The 20,708-nt window shown below is 59.8% G+C and carries 18 protein-coding genes; 8 read left to right on the top strand and 10 right to left on the bottom strand.

Going from position 1 to position 20,708, the window contains the following annotated elements; genetic code table 11:
* Positions 1–15: 15 nt before the first annotated feature.
* From paaI to paaG, 3 genes are read right to left on the bottom strand one after another with little or no spacing between them, the layout of a single operon-like run.
* Positions 16–483, bottom strand: a complete 468-nt coding sequence (gene paaI, locus K7H09_RS08845; RefSeq protein WP_230804432.1) for a hydroxyphenylacetyl-CoA thioesterase PaaI — start codon at positions 481–483, stop codon at positions 16–18.
* Positions 476–643 (bottom strand): 3-hydroxyacyl-CoA dehydrogenase NAD-binding domain-containing protein, encoded by a 168-nt coding sequence (locus K7H09_RS08840; RefSeq protein WP_230804431.1) that lies wholly within the window; start codon positions 641–643, stop codon positions 476–478. Before K7H09_RS08840 ends, paaI begins: the two co-directional genes overlap by 8 nt.
* Position 644: 1 nt before the next feature.
* Positions 645–1,436, bottom strand: a complete 792-nt coding sequence (gene paaG, locus K7H09_RS08835; protein ID WP_230804430.1) for a 2-(1,2-epoxy-1,2-dihydrophenyl)acetyl-CoA isomerase PaaG — start codon at positions 1,434–1,436, stop codon at positions 645–647.
* 586 nt (positions 1,437–2,022) lie between these two features.
* Here paaG and paaY point away from each other — a divergent pair.
* The 7 genes from paaY to K7H09_RS08800 all read left to right on the top strand — a co-directional run bounded on the left by paaY (position 2,023) and on the right by K7H09_RS08800 (position 10,176).
* Positions 2,023–2,622 carry a phenylacetic acid degradation protein PaaY gene (gene paaY, locus K7H09_RS08830; protein ID WP_041159065.1) on the top strand — a complete coding sequence of 200 codons (600 nt, stop codon included), beginning with the start codon at positions 2,023–2,025 and terminating at the stop codon, positions 2,620–2,622.
* Between the two features lie 599 nt (positions 2,623–3,221).
* The gene (gene peaA, locus K7H09_RS08825; protein ID WP_041159064.1) at positions 3,222–4,784 is read left to right on the top strand and encodes a quinohemoprotein amine dehydrogenase subunit alpha; all 1,563 of its coding nucleotides are present in this window, start codon (positions 3,222–3,224) and stop codon (positions 4,782–4,784) included.
* 9 nt (positions 4,785–4,793) lie between these two features.
* On the top strand, positions 4,794–6,221 hold the full coding sequence (gene peaB, locus K7H09_RS08820) for a quinohemoprotein amine dehydrogenase maturation protein (RefSeq protein ID WP_041159063.1): 1,428 nt from the start codon (positions 4,794–4,796) through the stop codon (positions 6,219–6,221).
* On the top strand, positions 6,218–6,571 hold the full coding sequence (gene qhpC / locus K7H09_RS08815) for a quinohemoprotein amine dehydrogenase subunit gamma (protein ID WP_052475698.1): 354 nt from the start codon (positions 6,218–6,220) through the stop codon (positions 6,569–6,571). Before peaB ends, qhpC begins: the two co-directional genes overlap by 4 nt.
* On the top strand, positions 6,571–7,686 hold the full coding sequence (peaD, locus tag K7H09_RS08810) for a quinohemoprotein amine dehydrogenase subunit beta (RefSeq protein WP_041159062.1): 1,116 nt from the start codon (positions 6,571–6,573) through the stop codon (positions 7,684–7,686). The genes qhpC and peaD overlap by 1 nt, the downstream gene beginning before the upstream one ends.
* Positions 7,687–7,783: 97 nt before the next feature.
* Positions 7,784–9,484, top strand: a complete 1,701-nt coding sequence (locus K7H09_RS08805) for an ATP-binding cassette domain-containing protein (RefSeq protein ID WP_052475697.1) — start codon at positions 7,784–7,786, stop codon at positions 9,482–9,484.
* Positions 9,475–10,176 (top strand): hypothetical protein, encoded by a 702-nt coding sequence (locus K7H09_RS08800; protein ID WP_141440480.1) that lies wholly within the window; start codon positions 9,475–9,477, stop codon positions 10,174–10,176. Before K7H09_RS08805 ends, K7H09_RS08800 begins: the two co-directional genes overlap by 10 nt.
* Here K7H09_RS08800 and qhpG read toward each other — a convergent pair.
* Genes qhpG through K7H09_RS08785 form a run of 3 tightly spaced genes read right to left on the bottom strand, consistent with a single transcriptional unit; the run spans position 10,089 to position 14,316 of the window.
* Positions 10,089–11,465 (bottom strand): flavin-dependent monooxygenase QhpG, encoded by a 1,377-nt coding sequence (gene qhpG / locus K7H09_RS08795; RefSeq protein ID WP_230804429.1) that lies wholly within the window; start codon positions 11,463–11,465, stop codon positions 10,089–10,091. The genes K7H09_RS08800 and qhpG overlap by 88 nt on opposite strands.
* Positions 11,465–12,778 (bottom strand): hypothetical protein, encoded by a 1,314-nt coding sequence (locus tag K7H09_RS08790; RefSeq protein ID WP_141440482.1) that lies wholly within the window; start codon positions 12,776–12,778, stop codon positions 11,465–11,467. The genes qhpG and K7H09_RS08790 overlap by 1 nt, the downstream gene beginning before the upstream one ends.
* Positions 12,779–12,831: 53 nt before the next feature.
* Positions 12,832–14,316, bottom strand: coding sequence for an aldehyde dehydrogenase family protein (locus tag K7H09_RS08785; RefSeq protein ID WP_141440483.1), 1,485 nt, complete (start codon positions 14,314–14,316; stop codon positions 12,832–12,834).
* A 238-nt stretch (positions 14,317–14,554) separates the two neighbouring features.
* Here K7H09_RS08785 and K7H09_RS08780 point away from each other — a divergent pair, with 238 nt between their 5' ends.
* A complete protein-coding gene (locus K7H09_RS08780; RefSeq protein WP_230804428.1) occupies positions 14,555–16,492 on the top strand; it encodes a sigma-54-dependent Fis family transcriptional regulator in 1,938 nt (645 codons plus the stop codon).
* A gap of 48 nt (positions 16,493–16,540) precedes the next feature.
* Here the strand turns inward: K7H09_RS08780 and paaX are convergent, their stop codons facing one another.
* From paaX to K7H09_RS08760, 4 genes are all read right to left on the bottom strand, one after another.
* Positions 16,541–17,467 (bottom strand): phenylacetic acid degradation operon negative regulatory protein PaaX, encoded by a 927-nt coding sequence (paaX, locus tag K7H09_RS08775; protein ID WP_041159059.1) that lies wholly within the window; start codon positions 17,465–17,467, stop codon positions 16,541–16,543.
* Positions 17,468–17,901: 434 nt separating this feature from the next.
* Positions 17,902–18,315, bottom strand: a complete 414-nt coding sequence (gene rnk, locus K7H09_RS08770) for a nucleoside diphosphate kinase regulator (RefSeq protein WP_022521456.1) — start codon at positions 18,313–18,315, stop codon at positions 17,902–17,904.
* Positions 18,316–18,427: 112 nt separating this feature from the next.
* Positions 18,428–19,780 carry an NADP-specific glutamate dehydrogenase gene (gene gdhA / locus K7H09_RS08765; protein ID WP_022521457.1) on the bottom strand — a complete coding sequence of 451 codons (1,353 nt, stop codon included), beginning with the start codon at positions 19,778–19,780 and terminating at the stop codon, positions 18,428–18,430.
* Positions 19,781–20,114: 334 nt separating this feature from the next.
* The gene (locus tag K7H09_RS08760) at positions 20,115–20,591 is read right to left on the bottom strand and encodes an NYN domain-containing protein (RefSeq protein ID WP_022521458.1); all 477 of its coding nucleotides are present in this window, start codon (positions 20,589–20,591) and stop codon (positions 20,115–20,117) included.
* Positions 20,592–20,708: the final 117 nt, after the last annotated feature.

Below are 20,708 nucleotides of genomic sequence, written 5' to 3'. Positions count from 1 at the left end.
TATAAGCGCTCAATGTCATTGGCTATCTCCAGCAGCGGTGTCTTCCAGGCGGCGTACGCTGCCGCGAATTTTGTAGGAACGCCCGCGGAACAAGGCAACGGTATCGCCGTGCTGATTGCGCAACGTAATGTCGTAAATGCCGGTACGCCCGCGGCGGCTGCGCTCTTCGGCGGTGGCGGTGATCTCGTCGCCCAGCTGGCCGGGGCCGAGGTAGTCGATACTGCAGCCAGCGGCCACGGTGGCTTCATCGTAGCTGTTGCAGGCAAACGCAAAGGCGGAATCGGCGAGGGCAAACAGAAACCCGCCATGGCAGTTGCCGTGCCCCTGCACCATGTCCTGACGCACGGTCATGGTCAGTTCGGCGAAGCCGGGGGCTACGCGAGTAATACGCATGCCCAGCCCTTGGCTGGCGTGGTCACGGGAAAACATTGCCTCGGCGCAGGCTTCCGCCAGTTGCTGCGGGTTCAGCTGGGAATCACGCATGAAAGCTTTCCTCGTATAGGGCTTCGAGCCGAGCAAACACCTGACGCTTGGCCTCAAGGTTCTCGACGATAGCCTCGATAACCAAACGGCTATCGGTCAAGGCATTAATGGCGCCTGTGCTGATGATGCTAATAGTGGCGGTAGAGAGAAGGGTTGGCATATCACTCTCCCTTGAAGGTGGGGCGACGTTTTTCCATAAAAGCACTGACGCCTTCGCGGTAATCTTCGCTGCGCCCAGCAAGGCGCTGAAGGTCGCGTTCCAGGTCGAGCTGTTCGTTGAATCTGTTATCGCTGCTGGCATGCAGGGCGCGCTTAATCAGCGCTAGGCCATGGGTTGGTTGAGTGGCCAGGTGGCGAGCCATGCTCATGGCTTCTTCTTGAAGCGCCTCATCGTCGACGCAGCGCCAGATCATGCCCCACTGTTCGGCGGTCTCGGCGGGCAGCTTGTCGCCCAGCATCGCCAGGCCCTTGGCGCGGGCCATGCCCACTAAGTTAGGCAATGTCCAGGTGCCGCCGGAGTCTGGAATCAAGCCGATCTTACAGAAGGCCTGAATAAAGCTTGCCGAGCGCGCGGCCAATACGATGTCGCAGGCCAGGGCGATGTTGGCACCGGCACCTGCGGCCACGCCGTTCACCGCACAAATGGTCGGGAACGGCATGTCTTTAAGGGCGCGCAGCATGGGGTTGTAACGTTTCTCAAGCGACTCGCCGAGGTCGGGGGCTTCTGCGCCGGGCGCGACGCTACGGTCGGAAAGATCCTGGCCGGCGCAGAAGCCTCGACCGCTGCCGGTCAGCAGCAAAGCGCGAACGCTTGAATCCTGGCGCACGGCTTTTAGCACCTTGCGCATCTCGGCATGCATTTCGGTATTGAAGCTGTTCAAGCTTTCGGGGCGGTTCAGCGTGATGCAGGCGACGCCGTCTTCCACGCTGTAAAGCAGGGGCGCTTGGCTCATGGGTAATGTCCTTGTGTCAGTGCCCTTGAAAAGTGGCAGGTCGTTTTTATTGGAAGGCGCATGCCCTTTTCGCGGTCGGCGGTGCCCGCCAGTGACCGTTCGGCCTGTGGTGTACAGGATGAATCTCTGCCGAGTATAGATTTATTTTGATACACATCAATATTATATGGGTGATTATAATGTGTCGCTTGTTGGTGTTGTTGGTAGTTTGTTATTTATTAACAATAACTTGTGTGACTTTTTTGCGAATATAAGATAATTGTTAGACGATGGTATAAAAAAACCAAGGTCGTCTAAAAAACTGACTTACAGCAGGGTGCGTCGAGTTTTTAGATAGCGGTGTGCCCATTCTTCAGTAGACGGCGACAGGTAAAGTGTTTGATGTTTTGTTACGTAAAATATAATCTTAGTTGATATTGCGTATCAAGATAGATTGAGCGCAGGAGCGCCCCATGACGCAATCAGCGCAGCAAAGGCGCGATAACCCTAGGTGGCTACACAACTGATGGGGCAGGGGCCGAACAGTTCGAAGAGCGGGCGATGGGGGCAGCACCCCACACGGCCAATCAAGCTAACGGAGAGTGTTATGCCTTACTATCGACTTGAAGGGGTGACGCCGGTGGTACACCCGACCGCCTATGTCCATCCTACTGCGGTGTTAATTGGCGACGTAATCGTGGGCCCCAACTGTTATGTAGGCCCCGGCGCGGTGATGCGTGGTGATTTCGGGCGGCTGGTGCTGGAAGAGGGATCTAACCTTCAGGATACCTGTGTGATGCACGGCTTCCCAGGCTGCGTCACCAAGGTTGAGAAGGATGGCCATATCGGCCATGGCGCGGTACTGCATGGCTGCGTGATTGGGCGTGATGCCATGGTCGGCATGAATGCCGTGGTGATGGACGGCGCCAACATTGCCGAACGATCTATCGTTGCGGCGGCAGCGTTCGTTAAGGCGGGCTTCGAGTGTGAGCCCCAGTCACTTGTGATGGGGGCACCCGCAAAGGTTAAGCGCGCGCTGAGTGATGAAGAGTTCGACTGGAAACAGCAGGGTACCCAGGAGTATCAGCGCTTAGTGGGCCGTTGTCGGGATAGCCTGGAGCCCTGTGAACCGCTGGCAGAACTCGATGCTGACCGTCCAACCTTGCTGGCTGGTGATACTCAGCCCAAGCAGCAGACCTTAGCATAGCGTGGCAAGGCGATGCTGTTGGTATGGCTCGCTACCACAACCACATCACTCCCCCCTGGCGGGCCATCCCCCAACCCCAGCCATGGGTCGATGGCCCCAGGAGGCCTTTGTGATCGCCCCTGAAGGTGAAGAGATTCATTGCCACGAACACGGCCGGATCAACGTCTAGTTCCTCTGGGGCCGCTACGCTGCACTAGACGACACCGCTAGCTGCTGTGCGCGCGTCCTGGGCGGCAGCCCCAGGTTCAGGCAGAGGCACCGCAGCCCCATAACCCCCCTTGAGAGCCAAGTCTCAGACCTGAGTCGGTCGGAAAATTCGGGTGCCGCCACGGTCAATGATGACCAAATTCGCAGAGGCAAAGTGTTTCAAGACCATACGCGACTGTCGCAACTTGGGGCACCGATTGTCGCTTGCTGGCCAAGCATCTAAAAAACTCGGGCAAGAAAATCACTCCAACCACATGAATAAAAAGAAGTTGTTGATAGTCGGCGCGGTCAATGCAGGTTGAATGGTACTGGCACATACCTTCGATGTTCGCCTGCGCAGACCACCGCAGACGAACATCACGACAATAATAATGCGTGGAGAACTCTCCGTGATGAGACATGCACTTCCCATAGGGCTCTGTAGCCTAGCCCTGCTGCTGCCTACGGGCATCGTCTTGGCCTCTGCTGGCAGCGAGGCCATCGACAGGTACTGTTCAGGCTGCCACCAGACCCAAAGTGGCCCCCAGAGCTGGAGCCGCATTAGTGCACAGCGCAAGACCCCGGAAGGTTGGGACATGACGATCGCGCGCATGCAGACCATGCACGGCCTGGAGCTGCCCCTGGAGGCGCGCCGGGATATCGTCAAGTTCCTCGCCGATACCCGCGGCCTGGCCCCTGAGGAGAGCGCGCCCCAACGTGAGCTGATCGAGCGACGCCTCAACCGTATTGAGTCTTTCGATCATCCCAGCTACCAGGAGATGTGTGCCCGCTGTCATACTGGCGGCCGCGCCCAACTGCAGCGCCGTCCCCAGGAAGAGTGGGAGAGACTGGTGCACTTCCATGTGGGCCAGTTCCAGACCATTGAGTACCAGGCCATGGCACGGGATCGTGACTGGTTCGATCTCGCCCTGAACGAGATCGCTCCCTGGCTGGCCGAGACTCAAAGTCTCGAAAATGAAGCCTGGGAGTCATGGCAGCAGGCCGAACAGACCTCTCCTGAGGGCGACTGGCAGCTCTGGGGGCACTGGCCCGGAGAAGGCGACTTTTATGCCGACGTGACTATTAACGCCGCTGAAGGCGAGGATGCCTACTCCCTTAGCCTGGACGGCGCTTTCACCAGTGGTCGCCCGCTCAGTGGCGAAGGCCAGGCCATCGTTTATACCGGCTACGAGTGGCGCGCCAACCTGAACCTCAACGGCCGTGATTTCAAGCAGGTGCTGGATCTCTCCGGCGTGCATCCCAGCGGGCGCATCTTCGATGATCATGACGATGCTTTTGGCATGATGGTGGAAATGGTGCCTCACGAAGCGGCCGAGTCTGCTGTGTTGGCCAGCCTGCCCGCCTCGCTCAAGGCCGGCGAGCGCAGCCGGCTGGTGCTGCTGGGCTACGGCCTTGGGGAGGGAGAGATCAATCTGGGGGAGGGCGTCACCGTGCGTAACGTGGTCGAACGTAGCGACATGCGCCTGGTGCTGGACGTTGAGGCCAGCACCGATCTTACGCCCGGCTGGTTGACTATGCAGATTGGCGAGATCAGCGCTGAGAGACTGCTCGCTGGCTACCGCACGGTGGATCGCCTGGAGGTAAGTCCAACGCTGGGAGTTGCTCGCATCGGCAACGATAAGACTCCGCCAGTGAGCGGCGTCTTCACCGCCGCCGGCTATCTGGATGGCGCTGATGAGACCATCCCGCTGGGGCAGGTACCGGTACGTTGGAGCGTGTCCCCCTGGGACGAGATCGCCGAGCGCGACGAGGATGTCAGGTTTGCGGGCATACTGGACGCCGCCACAGGGATCTTCTCGCCGGCCGGGGCCGGGCCCAACCCGCTGCGCCAGTACAACGCCAACAGCGTGGGCAACCTGCGGGTGACCGCCAGTGTGGTGGGACAGGAGGCGATACAGGACGAAGCCCAACTGATCGTTACCGTGCAACGCTGGAACAACCCACCGCTTCGCTAGGAGGTCACCATGGGAATCTTACAAGCCATACCCGAGAACCTGCATCGGATGGAAGTGGAAGGCCAGCCGCTGTGGTTCCATATCCCCACCACCAGCCTGTTTGCCCCGGATGCCCTCAGCGAGGAGCTGCTGGCTCTGGCCGGGCGAAAGGAGGGGCTCGACAGCGGGGCGCTGCCGGGACATCTGACACATCAGGTCAGCGGCGACGATATTCAGGAGCGGCTGCTACAGCTCAAAGCGCTGAAGCTGATCACCGATGGAGTCGTCCAGGCCTATAATCCCAGCGTAAAGGTGGAGCAGTTCCCGCTCTCTACCGTGGTGCTCAACGTCAATACCGGCTGCAACCTGAGCTGCAGCTACTGCTATAAGGAAGACCTGGATACCCCCCGGGACGGCAAAAAGATGGATCTGGCCACCGCCCAGGCCTCCATCGAGATGATGCTGCGCGAGGCCCCCCAGCGGGATCGCTACAACATCGTCTTCTTCGGCGGCGAGCCGCTCAGCAACATGCCGTTGATCCGCCAAGTGGTTGACTGGGCCGAGGCGCGCATCTACGGGCTCGGCAAGGCAGTGGATTTCACGCTGACCACCAACGCCACCCTGCTGAATGAGGAGAAAATCGCCTTCTTCGACGCCCATCGTTTTGGACTCACGGTGAGCATGGACGGCCCCAAGGCGATCCACGACAAGAACCGCATTGCGGTCAACGGCCAGGGCACCTACGATCTGGTGGCCAAGCGCATTAAACCTCTGCTGGCCAGCTATCGCTCACGGCCGGTGGGGGCCAGGGTGACCCTGACTCGTGGCATCACCGACGTCATCGGTATCCACGCCCACCTGGTCAATGAGCTGGGTTTCGCCGAAGCGGGCTTCGCTCCCGTCACCTCTGGTGATATGGCGGCCTACAATCTTACCGGCGACGAGCTCAAGCAGGTCTTCGACGGTATGGTCGAGCTCGGTGAGCGGGCCGTGGCAGCCGCCATTCAGGGGCGCGATATCGGCTTCGGCAACTTCAACCAACTGCTCACCGATCTTTGGGAAGGGCGCAGCAAGGCGGTGCCCTGCGGCGCAGGCCTAGGGTTGGTCTCGGTGGATCATGCGGGCGATGTACACCTCTGTCACCGTTTTACTGGCTCCGAGATGCCTACCTTCGGCAGCGTCCAGGAGGGGCTTGATCACGCTGGTCTCAAGCAGTTTATCGAAGCCAGGAGCGATCGCTCCGAGCGTGGCTGCAGCAACTGTCGGATCCGCAACCTCTGCTCCGGTGGCTGCTACCACGAGAGCTACGCTCGCTATGGCGACCCCATGACCCCCACCTATCACTACTGCGACCTGATGCGCGACTGGGTCGATTTCGGCATTCAGGCCTATGCCCGCATCCTGCGCCATAACCCCGATTTTCTCGACGGCCCCCTGGCCGGGAGGCAAACAGCATGACGAATAACAAGAAGAACTTGACCGCACTGGGGTTGGCCCCCCTCAACCGCAAGGCCCGCGAAATGGAGCGGGCCGCCAGCCCAGAGGCCCTGGAAGAAGTGCAGGCCATGCAGACTATCGCCGGGTGCACTTCCAGCTTCGACCCGGGCTGGGAAGTGGATCCCTTCGGCGGCGTGGCCTCGCTGTGCCAACCGATGGAGGCAGATCTCTATGGCTGCGCTGACCCCTGCTGGTGGCCTGCTCAGGTACCGGACACCATGAACACCTACCCCCAATGGGGGGATGGGGCCGATCGCGCTGAGGATGATTGGCGCAAGTTCGATAGCGTCTATCCGGGAGACGAGAAGTGATGAATACCTCAGAAATGAAGCGGCTCACCCTGCCCCTAATAGGGCTGTTGGCCTTCGCTGCCCAGCCCCTGGTGGTTAATGCTGCTGTCGCCGGTGAAGCCAGCGCTGACGAAGTACGCGAGTATCTGGTAACCATGGCCCGTCCCAACCAGCTCTACGTGATCGACCCGGAGGCCCAGGAAGTGGTGCGCACCTGTGACGTAGAAGGCGACTTCGGCTCCGGCACTCTGCAGCTATCACCGGATGACCGGATCGCCTATGTGCTGCACAACCGCTGGGAAGACGTGGTGGGCATCGACCTCACCAGTTGTGAGGAAGTCTTCCGTGCCAGCGGCTCAGGCAACTCAATACGCGCTAAATCCATCGCCTCCCTGGCCGTGAGCCCGGACGGTAGCCGACTCTATAGCATCTGGGATCGGGTGCGGCTAGGTATCGACCATTACGAAGTGTTGGAGCCACAGCTGGCGGTCTATGACACGACAGCGGGTCTCGCTGCCGAGCCCCTGACCACCTTCCCGGCACCGCGCCAGGTGACGACCATGGGAGCCGCCGAGGACGGTTATCTCTATCTCGCTGGCGCTGATATATATCGGCTCGACCCGGAAAGCGGCGAGACTGAGATCGCCATCGCCAACCGGAATTGGGATCGCCCCAGTTTTAGCTCGCCAGATTCCTTAGCCGTGTGGTCTATGGGCGAGGTAACCAACGAGTTCCTGCGCCCCTACACGGTGGCGGAGCATCCCGGCGAGGAGAACGAGGCCTGGCACTGGGGCGTCAGCCGAGTCGACCTAGCCACCGGCGAGACTGAGAACAAGGAGATTGTCCCTTTCGAGTTCATCATCTTCTCCATGGTTTCTGATCCCCGGGAGAGGGACGTCTTTTACGGCGTCTACACCCAACTCAGCAAGCTGGATGCCCGCACCCAAGAGATCGTGGATGTGATCGATCTTGATCATACTTACTACAGCATCAACACTTCCTATGACGGTTCGCGGATTTACCTGGGCGGCGCCTCCAGCGATATCGCCATCTATGATGATGACTTCAATGATCTGGGGCGCATCCGCTTGCCCGGTGATATGAGCACAGCAACGCTGAAGGTGGCACGCTTCTAGGTTGCCGTTACATGATCCTTCTGGCCGGCGCTTGCTAAAGCGACCGGCCCTTTTTGCTGGGGGCAGCCCCTATGAATGATGAATGAAGAGAGCGTCGATGCGTGAGCCTGACTTCACTCGCGACACAGGGGCGCTGCCCTGGGGCTGGCTCTACCGCCCCCTCAAGGCGCGGCGCCTGGCGCTGGCCCGGCTGCTGACGCTGAGCCTGGTGGCGACCCTGCTGGCGCTGTTGCCGCCGCTGCTCACCCAGCGGCTGATCGATCACGGCCTGATGCAGGGGGACTTCAACACCGTTTCTACCTACGTTGCCGCCCTGGTGGTGGTAGGACTCGCCGCTCTGGCCCTACAGGGACTAACCCGGCTGCAGCATGTGGCGCTCTCCGCCCGGCTATTGCTGTCGCTGCGCCGCTCCTTGCTGCGCCATCTGCTGCGCCTGGCTCCGGCCCGCTGGCAGGCCCGAGGGCGAGGCGACCTGATGAGCCGTCTCGATGGCGACCTGTCTATCCTCCAGGGGTTCGCCCTGGACGGTCTGCTCAGCGGACTCTCCAACCTGTTAGGGCTGGTGGGAGCGCTGGCCATGATTGGCCTGTTCAGCCCCATGCTGATGGCCCTGGTTGCCGTGCTGGTACCCATCCAGTGGCTGTGGCTGCGCGCCTGGCGCCCGGCCCTGACTCGTCGTCAGCAGGCGCTCCGTGAGCAGAGCGGTGAACTCTCCGGCTTCTGGCAGGATACCCTGGCCCATGGCCCCTGGTTTCAAGGTCAGGCGCTGGAGCCGTCGCGCCTCAATCGCCTCCAGGGGCTTGGCCACGAACAGCTGCGGCGCCTGTTGGCGGTGCGTCAGGTGGGCTTTCTCAGCGACGTGGGGCCCCAACTGATCCTCTCCCTGGCCCGGGCCGGGGTGCTGCTGTTGGGCGGCTATCTGGTGATTCAGGGGCAGTTGCAACTCGGTGAGCTGATGGCCCTGTTGGCGTATCTCGGTATGGTGATGGCCCCCATCGGCGGCCTGCTGGGACTCTATGGAGGTTGGCAGCGGGCCCGGGTCAGCGCTTGCCGCCTGGCCGAGCTCTTCAGTGAGCCCGCCATGCGTGATCCCTACCGCGGCAGCCGTCCTGCCGGGCCTGGTGAGCTTTGCTTGGAGGGTGTGCGTTTCCGCCACCCCGGCCAAGCCGATTGGCTTCTGGATGACATCGATCTCGCGCTTCCGCCGGGCAGCAAGGTGCTGATCGCCGGTCCCTCCGGAGCTGGCAAGAGCAGCCTAATCCGCCTGCTGCTGGGGCTGGAGTCGCCCGAGTCGGGTGAGATTCGTGTCGATGGCGTGCCGCTCGGCGAGCTCTCCCGCCATCACTGGCTCAAGCAGGTTGCCTGGGTGGAGCAACACCCCAGCCTGCTACGCGGTAGCCTGGCCGAGACCCTGCGCGCCCTGGCCCCCGAGGCAAGTGACACCGAACTGCTCGATGCGCTTTCCCGCGTTGGACTCGCCGACTGGCTGGATGCCCTGCCAGAAGGGTTAGAGAGCGAGTTGGGCGATTTGGGTGGCAAGGTCTCAGGCGGCCAGCGCTCGCGCTTGGCCCTGGCTCGGGCACTGCTAAAAAAGCCTCGCTTGGTGCTGCTGGACGAGCCCACCGCGGCGCTGGATTCGGCAGCTGCCCGAACCTTCGATGCCCTGCTTGACGAGGTACTGGGGGATACCACCCGACTGATCATCAGCCACCAGAGCGACCACTTTGGCAATCTGGATGCCTGCTATCGACTCCAGCAAGGGCAGCTGATCGCGGGGGAGGCAGCATCATGTCTCTAATATCGGCCCTCAGTCCGACCCTGGGCGTGATCGATAGCGGGGTACCTCCTGGTACGGCCCTGGCGCGTTTCCACTCACCCAGTGGTGCCGACCCCGGGGATCGCCTTGGCCATGGCCGGGCGATCCTCGCCACCCTGGGTCATTATTTGCCGCTGACGCGGCTGGAGATCGCCCTCTACAAGTTATTCGAAGAGCGTCTCACCGCTAACGCCGATGCCCTGGCAGCGGCCTTCGAGTGGCAAGCTGAGGTGCCACCGGCCTGGGTGCTCTGTAGTCTGGGGTTGCCCCGGGCCGATGCGCGGCTGCAGACGGCGGTGGAGAGGCTTCAGGCTGCGGGCACCCGCATCGTCGCTGCCAGCCCGCGTTTTGGGGCGCCGGTCTACCCTGCAGCCTGGCCCGGGGTGATAGCGGTGAGCGGCGCCGCGGGGCTGATGCCGGGCCCTCCCCAACGTGACCAGGATGGCCGCTGGTACGCCTGCGTCTGGGCGGGCCGAGGGCTCTCCGAGGAAGGCCAGGTCTGGCAGCCCTGGCAGGTGGGGCCACCACCGGCAGGAACGCCACCATCGCTGGGTGGGTCAAGTTTCGCCGTCGCTCATGCCCTGGGCTATTGGCTGGCGGAATCGACCGGTGAAGGGGTGGTGATGCCGGAAGAGTGGAGTGCGGGCTCGGGTAGCGTCGGCCAGTCGGGGTGATCGGCCCACCAGCGGGCCACCGCCATGGCAGCGGGGCCAGCGGCCACCAATAGCGCCCGGGCCGCGTCGTGGTCGCCCTCCTGCATGGCCTTGACCAGGGGCGCCAGGGGGATTCCCGCCACTGCCTGGATCCCCAATGGCTGATCCGGGGTAAAAACCAGCTCCCGCTCAGCCAATCGTGTACCGATGATGGCCAGGCCGCGGCCCACTTGTACCCGGGCCCAGGGCTCCGGTAGATGCAGCGGTTGATGATCGGGCCAGTGACAGCGTGCCGTCCAGTAAGGCGCCGGGTCGGTGTCTATCGACTCTTGGTAGGCGGCCTGACGATAGAAGTCGCGGCCAGCCCGGGCGAAGCGCCAGTACTGGGCATCCTGGCGGCGTTGATGGAAGCGCTCCAGGGGAGCAATGCGGGTTTCTTCGAACAGGCTATTGAGAACCGGTGCCAAGCCGTGGGCCGAGGAGAGCGCATTGAAAATGCCCTGTCCAGAGAGGGGGTCGATAGCCATGGCGGCATCCCCCAGGCGCCAGAGGCGCCCCTCTCTCACCCGGGTGCGCCCTAGCAGGCTGGGGCGCTGGTAGTGGTGGCGAATCTTAGCTTGGCCCCAGAGCTGGGTCAGGTCGGGCTGGGCGGCGAGCCAGGCGTCGGGGTCGCAGCGCGCCTGGCATAGCGACGCTTCCGTCAGGGCCAACTGCAGATACTGCTGGCCCTTGAGCCGCGACCACCAGGCCCAACCGCCGCCGGGCAACGACAGGGCGGCACTGGCGGGGGCGGAGTCGGCGGCCTCGCCGCGTAGGATCCAGGCCGGGGTTGACCAGGGGGCGGCGTCGCGGAACTGGCGCCGCGCCGCCGCCCGACCCCGGGCCTCCACGCCCCAGGAAGCGGTCAGTATGCGACCATCTGCCAAACCAAGGCGAACGTCACTTTTCAGGCTCTCCAGGAACGTGATCCGCGCCTTGATCACCGGGATGCCGGCCTCGTGAAGATCTTCCAGCAGGGCGGCATCGAAGGCCGGGCGCGGCAGCAGCCACTCGGCGTTGGGCGCCCGAATCTCACCACCCCAGATAACCCGCCGCGGCAGGGGCCCCACCGCGCAGGCGGCGGCCCGGTGCAGCCCCAGGCTGTGTAGGGCCTGGAGGCTGCGCCGGGCAATGCCCTCGATGGCCCGGTAGTAGCGGACACGCCCCACCAGGGTGACTCGCCGACCGGCGCGATGCAGCAGCATGGCCAGAGCTGCCCCGGCGGGGCCGCCTCCGGCGATCACTATCTCGCTATCCACGTCTTGGCGCATCAGAAGAAGAATCCCACTAGTAGTTGGGCATAGAAAGCGGTGTCGTCGTCGCCAAGCTGAATACCGCCCTGGGCCGCACTCTTGTTCGGACTGTACCAGCCGAGCAGTGGTGAGACATAGAGCCAATCGATGGGCAGCCACTCGGCATAGAGATTGAACTCACGCCCGCCCATGTCGGGCTGGTTAGTGGTGTCACGGCTGGAGAAGTCGTAAGCCAGAAGTCCCAGGTGCAGGCTCTCATTCAACGAGCCCTCCAGACCCAGCCGCCACACCTCGGTATTGCTATTGAAGGGGCCGGCATAGTTTCCTGCTACCTCGCCCTGGAACCAAGTTCCGTAGCCCCGGGTGAAACCGTAGAAGAGCGGATCCCACTCTTCGGAAAAGCGGCTGTAGCGCAGCGACAGGGTAGGTTGACCGGGTAGCTCGCTGAAAGTCCAGGCCGGCTCTAGTGCCCAGGCGTTCTCACGGGTGTTCTTGCGCTGATGGGCGAGCTCACCGCGCAGGGTCAAGGCCTCGTCCAGGATGCGCTGTTCGAAGCGCAGTCCATAGACATCCATACCATCGCGCTGGGCCAGGAAGTCGTCAGCTTGGGCCTTGTCAACTCCCAGACCGCGCAAATAGGTCGCCTCCACTAATCCACTACCGTGATCGTGGGCCAGGGTGAGAGCGGCCATCTCGGTGCTGGCTTGAGCCGGATTGTCCGATTCGAACCAGGCCACTTGGCTTTGCCAGCCTTCGTGACCCAGGGCTACCATTGCGGTGCGGTCAAAGGCTTGGCGCCCGGCTAGGTAGTAGGCGCCGCCGCGATCCAACTCATCGCCCAGGGAGTCTCCCAGGCTGACCGCATCGCCAGCCACCAGGAAGCCGTCGCCGAGGGTAATCGGCTGGCGTCCAGCGGAAACATCCACGCGCCAGGGCGAACTGGAGTCGCCCTGCGACTCGCTACGGTAGCCGAGAAAGGCGTCCTCCAAATCGAGCTCACGCTCGCTGCCAGAGGTAAAGCCAGCGGCGTCGCCGTCGCCCCAGGTGGCGGTGCCTACGGTGCTAACTCGACCATAGAGGCCATCCGCCTTGGGGGCGAGTTCGGCGCCCAGGGTCAGCACTCCTTCCTGCCAGCGGTGACGCTTCGCCTCGGCGGCCCCGGTGGCATACCCCCGGTCGCTGTGGAAAGTACCGAGCAACGCCTGAATATCGATATTCACGGTGGAGTGGCCGATATCGGCCATCTCGTAGGCCTGAGCGGGGAGTGTGGCGGCCAGCAGCAGTCCGCCTATCGAGCCGGAGAAACGCGAGTTAAAGTTGTTCTTATGCATTGGATATTCCCTTGAAGGTGGAAGGCCAGTCACGATGCCAGGACAGGGCTACATCAAACGATCATCACAACCGATTTCTGCTCTGTGTAATGTTCGATCAGTGAATCGCCGAGCTCGCGGCCAATGCCCGACTGTTTGAAGCCACCGAAGGGCATGCAGGCATCCAGCAGGTTGTGGCCATTGATCCAGACGCTGCCGGACTCAATCTCTGGCACCAGACGATTAACCGCGGCAAGATCGTTGGACCAGATGCTCGCGGCCAGCCCATAGGGAGAGTCGTTGGCCAGTAACACCAGTTCTTCCAGCTCGCGGAAGGTCTGTACCACCACTACTGGGCCGAAGATTTCTTCCTGCACGCAGCGGCTCTCCTGGGCCAAGCCGGTGATCACCGTGGGCTCTACGAAGTAGCCCGTTTCGCTGCCCTTACCGCCGCCGGTAACGATGGTGCCGCCGTCGCTGCGCGCCTGCTCGATATACGCCAGTACTCGGTGCTGCTGCTTGGCAGAGACCAGCGGGCCAAGGGTACAAGTGGGTTCCCAACCCGGCGCTAGCGTCAGGCCCTGGGCCTGTTCGGCTAGCTTGGTGACGAAGGCGTCGTGGATCGACTCATGCACATAGATCCGCGATCCGGCGGTACAGACCTGCCCCTGGTTGAAGAAGATTGCCTGAGCCGCGCCGGCAGCGGCTGCCTCAATATCGGCATCGGCCAGCACCATCACCGGTGATTTGCCGCCCAGTTCCAGGGTGGTACGGGTCAGGTTCTCCATGGCGGAATGCCCGATCTGCTTGCCTACAGGGGTCGACCCGGTGAAGGCCACCTTGTTGATACCTGGGTGGCCAGCCAGCGCTGCTCCAGCGGTATGACCCAGACCAGTGACCACGTTGAGAGTGCCGGCCGGGAAGCCCACTTGCTCGGCCAGTTCCGCCAGCAACAGGGCGGTGAGCGGGGTGTCCTCGGCGGGCTTGAGCACGATGCTGCAACCGGCGGCTAGGGCTGGGGCCACCTTCCAGGCTGCCATCAACAGCGGGAAATTCCAGGGGATGATGGCGCCCACGACGCCTATGGGCTCGCGGCGGGTATAAGCGACGATCTGCTTGTCTTCGGGCAGGAAGGGCATGGAGGGGGTCATGCTGCGGCCTTCGATCTTGGTGGCCCAACCCGCGGTATAACGGATGAAGTCGATGGCCAGGGCCACGTCCATATGCCGTGAAAAGGTCACCGGCTTGCCGTTGTCCAGGGTCTCGAGCAGGGCGAAGTCATCGGCGCGGGCCTCCAGAGCGTCGGCGAGATCCAGCAACAGCTTCTCCCGTTGGGAGGGGCGCGACTTGCGCCAGCCACGGAAGGCCTCCCGGGCGGCACTGACCGCGGCGTCGATATCGTTGGCATCGCCCGCCGGAACCCGGCTGATCACCTCGGCGGTGGCGGGATTATAGACATCTAGGGTCTGGCCGCTGGTGGCGGGACGCCACTGGCCGCCGATAAAGAGGGTGTGGCTCTTGTCAAGCCAAGCTTGAATGGCGGTGGAGTGCTGCGTCATGGTTGTGCTCCTGTTAGGCTGATTTATGATTGTTTTGAGAGCGTGCCAGTCATTGCACGCCTCCAATACTCCCTAGCAAGCCCCGTGCCAGCTCAGGGGTACAATATAATCAAAACAAAATCAGCGAGTTGCAGGTCGGTTTTGAAGATGCTCTGTCGTTGTTCCTGCGTCGTTTTGTCGTCGGACACGACAGCTGTCGCATCCTGGGACAGGTCGCCAACTTCGCGGGGAGAGAACCATGATCTCCAGAGCAGCCCTGAGAACCTCTGATGTGATTCGCCAGGCCCGTGAGCATCTGCTCCGCGGCCAGCAGCTACCGTTAGGCATGCTCGATGCCTGTATCGACCGCTCGTGGCAGCGATGTATGGAGCACGGGCTGCAGCCTGGTACCCGGCCTGAGCTGCCGCGGCTCGATAGTGGCGAACTGCGCACTCAGCGTGAGACGCATCGTCGTCTGATCGAACTGGCTGATCCCCTGATCAGGCGAGTGGCCGAGGATCTGCGTGGCTGCCAGTTGCTGCTGGCCACCCCAGATGCCACCGTACTCAAGAGCTATGGTCAGCGCTTCGTGCTTAATGATCGCTTTCACATCGGGGCCGGCATCAACCTGGACGAACGCTGGTTCGGTACCAATGCACCGGCCCTGGCGCTCATCGAGCGGGCGCCGGTATTGGTCAAATCCTGCGAGCACTTGCTATTCCCCGACAACCCGGTCTCCTGTGTAGCTGCCCCGCTGTTAGATCTCAACGGTGACTGTCTAGGCTTGATCGATCTTACTTTTGAGGCCGACCACCCCCGCCCCGAAATTTTTCTACGCCGAGTACAGCAGCTCACCGGGGCCCTGGAGCAACGGCTTTTTTTCCGCCACTACCAGCAGCACTGGGTGCTCCAGGTGCACGCATCGCTGGCCGAGCTGGACAGCGTGAGCTGCGGTTTGGTGGCACTGAATGAGACCGGTCTGATCCTGGCGGTTGATTCCCAGGCCGCCCAATGGCTTGGCAAGGCCTCCGCCGCATTAATCGGCCGTCATATTGAAGAGTTATTAGGCAATTCCTGGAAAGAGATCTGTCGCCAATGCGAAAGTTGTTCGGCCTTGCTGGGGCTGCCGCTCACCGGTGGCCAACTGGTGGGGCGACTCAATCCCCCTGACCAGTGGCAGCCGGCGGCTCTGAGCAACGAAGCCTCTGTGGTGCCGGTTTCGCCCGAACCATCCCTCTGCCGTGATCTTGAGGCGTTAGTTGAGGAGTGGCCCATGGCTCTGGCCCGGGAGGCACGCCGGGCTAGTCGGGCGCTGGAAGTAGGCCTGCCAGTACTGCTGCAGGGCAAAACTGGTACCGGAAAAGAGCAATTGGCCCGAGCGCTGCATACCAGACTTGGTGAGCAGCGGCCCTTCGTGGCACTCAACTGCGCAGCCCTGCCCGAAAGCCTTATCGAGGCAGAGCTGTTTGGCTATGGGGAAGGTGCCTTCACCGGCGCCCGTAAGGGGGGCTACAGCGGGCGGCTGGTGCAGGCTAATGGCGGCACTTTGATGCTCGACGAGATCGGTGACATGCCGCTGGCGCTGCAGGCCCGTCTACTGCGGGTGCTTCAGGAGAGAGTGGTGACGCCGCTGGGCGATCACCGCGAGGTACCTATCGACTGCCGAGTAATAGCCGCTAGCCATCGCGATCTAGAGATCCTGGTGACGGCCGGCGACTTCCGCGAGGATCTCTATTACCGCCTAGCTGGAGTAGTAGTAGAGCTTCCCACGCTGAATGAGCAGGGCGATCTAGCCGGACAGATTCACGAACGTTGGGCATCGCTATGCCGCCGTCATGGCCGCCATTTGGTTTTGGATGAGACCTTGGTAGAGCGTTTGACCGCCTACCTTTGGCCTGGCAACTGGCGGGAACTGGAACACTGCCTGGAAGCGGCTCTGGTGGGAGCCGAACCAGAGTGCCAACGGCTGACCATGGAAGGGCTTTCGCCACGCTGGCAGCGCAAGCTGACTCAGCCCATGGAGAGTGGCGTCGACAGTACGGCCACATCGGAGGGTGTGTGCAACGGCTCCCAGGAGCTGCGCGAAATGGAGCGGGCCCATATGGTGCGCACGCTCGAAGCCCACGACGGCAACATGACTGCCGCCGCCCGGGCGCTAGGCATCAGTCGCTCGACGCTCTATCGACGGTTGGGATGAGCCCCACTGGATGGATGTGACGACTGATTCATCGGGCTCGTTAGGCGTTCAATCCAGCCCGCCGAAGCGCTGGTAGAAGCTGGGGCCAGGGGCGGGTAGTGGGCCCTCGGCGGTTTCCAGATGTTGATCCAACCAGCGTTCTGCACGTTCGTAGAGCAAACGATAAAGGTTGCGGCAGAGCTGATGGGCGTAGCGTCCTTCCCACGCCGTGGGGAGTAGTTCCTCAGGCAGGAGGGGGTCGCGTAATTGAACCTTGCGATACTCGTGAATAAGCAAAGTGCGGGCAATGAAGCACTCTTCCTGCCCCAAATGGTTCTCTGCGTTGAGCGCGTTCCAGAGTGGGCGAAACTTAACGAGAAAGCGTTGGTAGAGCTCGGCTAATTCGTCGAGGTTCCAGCTCTCTCTGACCTGGAGACGCAGCGGCTTACTGGTCATGGGCTCCATTGCCTGCGTTTGCATTACAATCGTATCGTCTGCTGCATCTAGTTCTTGCAAGGCCGCCATGGTCTCTGCACATGACAGCGTTGGATGCGCCAGCACGCCCTGAGCAAAACTACCAAAGCCTAGCCATTCAAGCTCATCACGAATCTGCTGGCGCCGGTCTGGGGGAAGCTGTGTCAGCAATACCAATGTCCACTGTCCCGACCAAGCTGGCTGGGTGCCGTGATAGACACGCTTGAAGGCTTGTTCGAAACGACGCCGACCAGGGCCACTCAACCGATAGTAGCTGCGACGACCAATCTTCTCTCCCCGTAGCCAGGTTTCATTGGTCAGCCGGTAAACCGATGTACGCACCAGCCGCTCATTGATACCGATGGGCTCCACCAGTTTCGATAGACTGCCTAACCACACAGTGCCGCCCCGCGGAACGATAGAGTCGCCATAGACGGTAATAATCAATGAACCGGCGCGAATTGGCCGACGCTTCTGGAAGTCATCAATAAGCGTAGCGACGCAGTCTTTAGCTGACGACATGGTGAAAGTTGGTTCCCTTTGCGGTGAGGTTGTCGCTAAAAGCGACAGAAAATATGATGAATGTAGAAGATTATCGTATCACGTTTTCTTGTGATTTGGCCTGAGTCGGCACTCTCTTGATAGGAAGTCGCTGCGTCCACTTCCTGGCGTAATGGCGTCTATGAGCGCTGTAATGCTCTGCTAAGTCAGGTTTGAAGGTAATCGTCCAATGTGTACATTATCACTGGCAGAATTGTGAAAAGTACCATGGCTATGACTAATAGCAGGGACGGTGTGTTTAATACGATAAAGAGCCGCTTAGTTATAGTCTTCCGAAGGGGGTATGTGAAAGCTGAGGGCGCCCTGAATAGACCCTCTTTATGTGGATTAAGTGGGCGAAGAAAATAGCTGACTTAATCATGAGCTAGCGGAGCCAGCTCACTCTTTATCGCGTCTTATCGGTGGAATTGCTTTTCGCGTTCGGGCTGCCAATAAATAGCATCGATGCGGAGTCGTGCCTCGGTATTATTGGGTAACGGCCATTCGATGATGTCGCCCACTTTGAGGCCGATCAATGCAGCACCAATAGGTGCCATGACCGAAATGCCGTCCGCTACGCTTTCCAGGGAGTGCGGATAGACGAGGGTACGAATCATCTTAAGCCCGCGGGTGAGGTCGGTGAAGCGAACCTGGCTATTCATGCTGACCACGTCATCTGGAATATCCTCCGGATCGCAGACTTCACCTCGTGCTAGCTCTTCCTCGAGTAGCTGAGCCACGGCCATGTCTTTCTCGGATGCATTGTCGATCAAGCGCTGGAGGCGTTCGGCATCAAGACGGTTAATAATAATAGCAGGACGTTGTCCCATGATTACTCTCCTTAGAAAGCAATAAGTTTAAACCAATAAAAAACAGCCCTTCCCCAATAAAGGAAGGACTGCGTGCTTTTTATAGTATAAGCGATTTATAAAATAAAGACGATCAGGTGACCCCTTGTTCAATCATAGCATCAGCCACCTTTCTGAAACCTGCAATATTGGCGCCTAGTACCAAATTGGTTTTATCACCAAACTCTTCGGCTGTATCGGCGCACTGGCGGTGAATATTGGCCATAATCTGTTTTAATTTTTGGTCGACTTTCTCCAGTGGCCACTGCTCCATGCTGCTATTTTGTGCCATTTCTAACTGACTGGTAGCAACGCCACCTGCATTGGCCGCCTTGCCGGGCCCATAGGCAATTTTAGCGTCTAGAAAAAGGTCGACGGCCTCTTTGGTAGAAGGCATGTTGGCCCCTTCACTGATACACGTTATGCCATTAGCGAGCAGAATCTCCGCATCGCTTTCGGTCAGCTCATTCTGCGTCGCGCAGGGGAACGCAACATCGGCTTGAATACGCCATACGGCATTCCCGCCCTGAGGGTAGTCACGGGCAGAAATGTAGTGCGCGTCAGGGTGCTCATGTAAGTAGGCTTCTAAAGAGGTGCGCTGCACTTCTTTGAGCTGTTTGAGTAAGCCTAAATCAATACCGTTTTCATCGTGAATGGTGCCACGTGAATCGCTGCAGGTGACTGGTTTAGCACCCAGTTCGTATAGCTTCTCAATGGTATAGATGGCTACATTGCCAGCGCCGGAAACGAGGCAGGTCTTGTCGCGCAGCTCTTCTCCCCGGGCAGCCAGCATGTTTTGTGCAAAGTACACTGCACCGTAGCCGGTAGCCTCTTTACGGCCTAGCGAGCCTCCCCAATTAAGCCCCTTACCTGTTAGCACGCCCTCATAGTGGCCAGTGAGTCGTTTGTACTGGCCAAAGAGATAGCCAATTTCACGCGTACCGACGCCGATATCGCCTGCAGGTACATCGCAGTGAGGACCAATATGGCGGTAGAGCTCGCTCATAAACGCCTGACAAAAGCGCATGATCTCGTTATCTGATTTTCCTTTGGGGTCAAAATCGGCGCCGCCTTTACCGCCGCCGATTGGCAAACCGGTTAACGCATTTTTGAAAATTTGCTCAAAGCCGAGAAATTTGATGGTGCCCGAGGTAACGCTGGGATGGAATCGTAAGCCACCCTTGTAAGGGCCAAGGGCAGAGTTGAACTGAACGCGATAGCCTTTGTTGACCCGCACTTTCCCAGCATCATCTACCCAGCTTATCCGGAACATGATTTGTCGTTCGGGCTCGACTATTCGCTCAATAATGCTGTGGTGATGATAGTAATCACTTTGCTCAAGTAGCGGGCGCAGGCATTCGAGCACTTCTTCAGTGGCTTGATAAAATTCTGACTGTGCAGGGCTGCTTTTATTAAGGCGTGTCAGCGTATCGTGAACGTAGGGCATCGGAACATATCATCATAGTTATTCAACAGAGTATTGGCTGGCCAGAGCGTTAGAATATTTAACTGGCAGCATGCTTCTGTGCATAGCCTATGCCGGTTCGGTATGGGTAAATATGATGGGGGGTTTAGACTAAAGTATGCGTTTGAAAGGTTCGCCTCGCTTATTTTCCACAATCTAATAAACGATGGATAAACGTTTTGAATTGGTTGATATTTTTGTATAGCGTCTAGATAGATGTGCTACCGGCCGGAAACCTGGTCAATCCCCATTTCTTCGCGGCAGCCTTCTATCGAAATAGCTATCAACAGCAGCGTAGACTCTTTTCGAACTATAATTAATTTAATAGAAGCGCTTTATCTATCGCGATAAACTCACTGGCCGCATTTATTAGCGATGCTGCCGTCAGTTGGGGAACGCCATAAACTTCGACTTTTTTGCCATGCTTAGCACGGATTTTTTGGACTAGTAGATCAAAATCACCATCGCCGGATACCAGCACGATCACATCTGCCTGTTCTGCGTACTCCATGGCGTCAAGCGCGATGCCTACATCCCAATCGCCTTTTGCGGAACCGTCTGACCGCTGAATAAAAGGCTTTAATTTCACCTCAAAACCAATCGCTCTGAGTATGTTTTGAAACTCTCGCTGCTTTTGGTCACCTCGATCGATGGCATAGCAAACAGCTTTAATAACCTCTCTGTTAGCGGTTACTCGTGCCCAGAATTTGTTGTAATCAAAGTTTTTGCCATATGCTTCGCGCACGGTGTAATAGACGTTTTGAATATCAACAAATACGGCAACGGTGGTCATCAATTCGCCTTTTCAGGAACATATTAGAAGAAGCCGGGTTAGCTAACACCAGTCTAACACTCAGCCGGTTGTCGCCCTTCATCCATTGGGCGCAAGGCTATAGAAGATCATTTTTGT

The organism is Halomonas sp. IOP_14, assembly GCF_021021315.1.
Taxonomy (GTDB): Bacteria; Pseudomonadota; Gammaproteobacteria; order Pseudomonadales; family Halomonadaceae; genus Vreelandella; species Vreelandella titanicae.
This window is presented reverse-complemented; position numbering and strand designations above follow the sequence as displayed.